The organism is Calothrix sp. CBUCES-K 9914 (genome assembly GCF_059640475.1).
On the sequence record NZ_JBXXZH010000440.1, the window covers coordinates 1 to 4,456 of the forward strand.

Annotated in this window: 3 protein-coding genes and 1 pseudogene; 3 read left to right on the forward strand and 1 reads right to left on the reverse strand. The window is 40.8% G+C overall.

Annotated features, from left to right (window positions below; all coding sequences use genetic code 11):
* Window positions 1-1,559 precede the first annotated feature (1,559 nt).
* Together AC2JBO_RS43415 and AC2JBO_RS43420 are read left to right on the forward strand one after the other, a co-directional pair.
* Window positions 1,560-1,891, forward strand: a pseudogene (locus AC2JBO_RS43415) (long-chain fatty acid--CoA ligase); the annotation flags it as partial.
* Window positions 1,892-1,912: 21 nt separating this feature from the next.
* A complete protein-coding gene (locus tag AC2JBO_RS43420) occupies window positions 1,913-2,359 on the forward strand; it encodes a YlqD family protein (RefSeq protein ID WP_496959818.1) in 447 nt (148 codons plus the stop codon).
* Between the two features lie 140 nt (window positions 2,360-2,499).
* On the opposite strand, the gene AC2JBO_RS43425 is transcribed toward AC2JBO_RS43420, so the two are convergent.
* A complete protein-coding gene (locus AC2JBO_RS43425; RefSeq protein ID WP_496959819.1) occupies window positions 2,500-2,994 on the reverse strand; it encodes a hypothetical protein in 495 nt (164 codons plus the stop codon).
* 224 nt (window positions 2,995-3,218) lie between these two features.
* On the opposite strand from AC2JBO_RS43425, the gene AC2JBO_RS43430 reads away from it, so the two are divergent.
* Window positions 3,219-4,456: dihydrolipoamide acetyltransferase family protein (locus tag AC2JBO_RS43430; protein WP_496959820.1), on the forward strand; the 1,238-nt coding region annotated here is incomplete at its 3' end.

Here is a 4,456-nt window from a genome sequence, read left to right on the forward strand (position 1 = left end):
AGGCGCCTTTGGTAAAAGTATTCCGTTTTTGCTAATCTCGTTGTTCTTTGGATGGTGGGGAATACCTTGGGGTATAATTTATACAATTCAATGCTTGTTCGATAATCTTAGAGGTGGAAGAGATATTACAGAACAGGTAATTTCAGCCTTAAGGCAAGGTTAACAGCTTACCATCAATATAGTATGTAAAAGCCCGGTTACGTTTGAACCGGGTTATACATTGTGTTAGATTAGCTGTTTATTTTTGAGAGATTAATATTGAACCTTAACTAACTTTCTGTAAGCAAAGTGGGGACTTCTGGACGTAACCGTTCAGGGGGATGGCTCTGGCAATGTTTCTCGCAAAGCAGGTTTAATAAGCTTGCTTTTGTCACTTGGCAAGGTTGATAGCAGCTTCGGCAATGAAATGCAAATAGTTGCACTAACTAGAGTTAGGAATAAACCATCTACTAAACTCAAAGTTCTTCCCCTTTCTTTTTATAACGGTTCTATTCTTTAATTGTGCAACATATCGATTAATATTTGATGCGTCTAATCTTTAGAATTTCTTTTGGTAATCATAAGCTTAACTTAATATAAAGTATTGTAAAGACAATTAAAAGTTATATGGGAAGGGAGATACTGCCCCTTGCAAGCAATCTCCCCATCAAGTCGTTACGCGTGCGAAGAACATCTCTCGCAGAAATGCGGGCTGAATTTACATGATGGAGCGTTTTTTATCGCATAGCTAGTAGTACAGAATGGGAAACTAGTTACCTTTGGCTTATGTTTGTGTTTATTTTTTTGCAATACAAAAATTGGATTTTGTTTTTTGGCTTGAGTTCCCACAAAAATCATTGACACCATTCGTGGAAGAACTAGGCAAGTAATTGTGCTTACAAAAGTTAGCAATATAATGTCTGTTGAATTCATGTTTTGTTTACCTCTTAAAGAATCGTAGTAGGCTGTGTGGATTTTAGATTTTAGGTTTTAGACCTTGGACTTAAAGCAATCCAAAACCTAAAATTCCAAATCTAAAATAGATTTGCGCTGCGGTTGTTCAGAGGGAACACAGTTATACCTAAAACCCGATGCACTGAGGAGGAACGGATTTGTAGCATCACTGTTTGCTTATATAAGCCTAACACAACATAGAGTTTTATCAATAGTAAATTAGTTTTAGCTTTGGAGAATCAATACAAAATCATTGTGTCGTTTTGCATCATTTGCCTTTACTGTGCTGGCGAATATGCTGGAAGCAGTATTAATTTAGTTTTTAAGTAGTTGTAGGGTAAGGCGATTATAGTCCAAACATATAATCACCCAACTTTCTTTGGGAGCTATACATCGCGCTCTTCGTGAGTTAGCAAAGAATTTCGTTGATTATTCAGACATTGAGACACTGCCAGAAATATGGAACGAAGTAGCAAAGCGATATCAGCTTTGTTGTGGCAGTTTGTGACCCTATGTCAAACCAGAAGTTGTTTTAACTTACACGCAATTAAATGAAAAAATTCAGTGTTTTGCGGCTGGTTCACAGGACAGTTCGTGAAGCAACGGGGGGAAAATAAAACAAATGAGTTGAAAGCCTAGAAAAATGGGCATAAACTCAGAATTTCAAACTATGTATACAAAAAGACAATGTTACACTGTCAGGCAGCCAACAAATAAACTTGGAGAGTAAAATAATTCAGGATTTATTTAGGCAAGAACTTAACCACTCAGTGCAAAATCTCGTCCCGGATACCGTCCGGACGACTGCATAGCACAATTGAGGTTAATTTTAGAACCGTTTTCAGCCGAAACGGTTTAATGACACAAACATTGAAGGTAAGACGACATGTTGTGATGGAACGCCCCAAGCGATACTATTAACAACATGTTCGCCTCTACCTCCACAACTGTTAACTAAACGAGTGAACGTGAAACCTTTATGGATGTCTCCAAACAACTACTTTTAAAGCGTGCTGTCAACGTCAAAGCAATTGTTACCCCGCTTTGGAAAGAAGAAGTACAGCAGCAACTTCAGGGTCAAATTATCCAAATTGATCAACAGCTACAACAACTTGATGTTCAAGGACAACGGGCAATAGCAGAAATTCAAAAACAAGGTTTGCAACCACCTGGACCTCAAACCTTACAACAAATAGATAACATTCAAGGGCAGGTTAACGAGAAAAAAAGTGAACTGTTAGAACAAAAGAACCAAAGCTTGCAAAATCTCCAGCAAGTTCAATTATTGGAACTAGACCAAGAAGTAAATCAATTCCAAATGGAAGGTTTTTTCCGCGTCGAACCAGGAGATAACTTAATCAGTAAGTTACAAGTTGAAGTAGTTATCCGTGATGGAGTCGTCGAAGAAATTCGCGGAGACATCTAAGAAAGTAAAAAGTGCTGAGTGCTGAGTGCTGAGTAGAGACACGATTAATCGTGTCTGTTCGAGTTATAAGTTATGGTTATGAATTAAAACTCGGCACTCAGCACTCAGCACTTTCTACTCAGCACTCCTTTTAGCACTTTCTACTCAGCACTTTCTTGCGGAGTATTTCGTTTTCCGACCCAGACTATTTGCCACATTGGAGGGGAAGTAGCGAGTATTGTTCGTCCGAAACTGCTGAGTTCGACACGGTAGCGAACTGCATCACGAGAGTTTTTAACTAAGTCCTTTTGAGTAATTGTTACTAAAGCTTGATTGGGTTGTGGGTAAGCAACCTCAACTTTTCGGGGTTTACGGTTGATACCGTTCGTATCAAATGCTTCCACTGCTAACGATGCTGGGTCTGTTCCCTGGAGCGCGGATTTGATACTTTCTAAAGGTATCGTTTTATATTTCGCGCGTTCGGGATAAGCTGCAATGTCGGCAGATTGAATTGCCACAGGAAGTTGTTGCGCTTGAGCGTTTTGATTGCTGTAAACCAGCGTGGATGAATTGCGATTGAAGAACACGGCACTAGCGCTGATTGTGGCAAAGATACTGAGTATCAAAATAAAAGCTATTTTTGACTTTGCCGGCATAATTAAAACGTTGTGTGAGACGGTTGATTACCAACTTTGCATTTTAAGTATATATATGGTATTACCTCCTACGACTTTGTGCATAAATTTCAATCAGAAACCGGGTTTTTTTGAGTAAGTCTTAAAATCATAGACATAAACATCATGCTGATGGTTCCTGAGCGCTCGGTCGAGCTACAATTCGAGGAGCGCACAATTCATAATTTATCGATTTAACCACGCACATGAGCATTTACGAAGTATTCATGCCCGCACTTAGTTCCACCATGACCGAAGGCAAAATTGTCTCCTGGGCAAAATCACCCGGTGACAAAGTGGAAAAAGGTGAAACTGTGGTGGTTGTCGAGTCGGATAAAGCTGATATGGATGTAGAGTCTTTTTACGAAGGATATCTTGCCCATATCATAGTACAAGCTGGTGATTCGGCGCCTGTTGGGGAAGCGATTGCTTTTATCGCTGAAACCGAAGCGGAAATTGCAACAGCAGCAGCACAAGCCTCTTCAGCTACACAACCAGTTCCACAACCAGTTGCTGCAACGAACGGCGCCAGTGCAACCGCGACAGCAGCACCAATAACAGCATCTCAAAATGGCTCAAATCATCGCGATGGTAGAGTTGTAGCTTCACCGCGCGCAAAGAAATTAGCAAAAGAGTTAAAAGTAGAGTTGGATAAAATTACTACTGGTAGTGGTCCATATGGTCGTATTGTTGCTGCCGATATAGAAGCTCTTGCTCTCAATGTTTCAACCACAACTGCGACTCCAACTGTTGCTCCTGTTGCTCCTGTTGAAAAACCAGTTCACACACCAGCACCTGTTGCAAAACCAGTACCAGTACCAGCACCCGTTTCAGCAGTTCCAGGCACAACAACACCATTTAACACGTTGCAAAACGCTGTTAACCGGAGTATGGTTGCTAGCTTGGCAGTACCTGTTTTCCGCGTTGGCTACACTATCACTACTGATGCTCTCGACAAACTTTACAAGCAGCTTAAATCAAAAGGTGTGACAATGAGCGCGCTGCTAGCGAAAGCTACAGCGGTAACACTACAAAAACATCCTTTATTAAATGCTAGTTATTCTGACTCTGGAATTGTGCATCACTCTGGCATTAATATAGCTGTTGCAGTTGCAATGGACGATGGTGGACTAATTACACCAGTATTGCAAAACGCCGACCAAATAGATATTTATTCGCTGTCACGTAACTGGAAGTCATTGGTAGACCGTGCGCGCGCAAAACAACTTCAACCTGAAGAATACAGTACTGGCACTTTCACCATTTCCAATTTAGGAATGTTTGGTGTTGATACATTCGACGCTATCTTACCACCCGGAACTGGTTCAATACTCGCAATCGGCGCCTCACGTCCTCAAGTTGTGGCAACTTCTGATGGAATGTTCGGGGTTAAGCAGCAAATGCAAGTTAATATTACCTGCGACCACCGTATTATATACGGCGC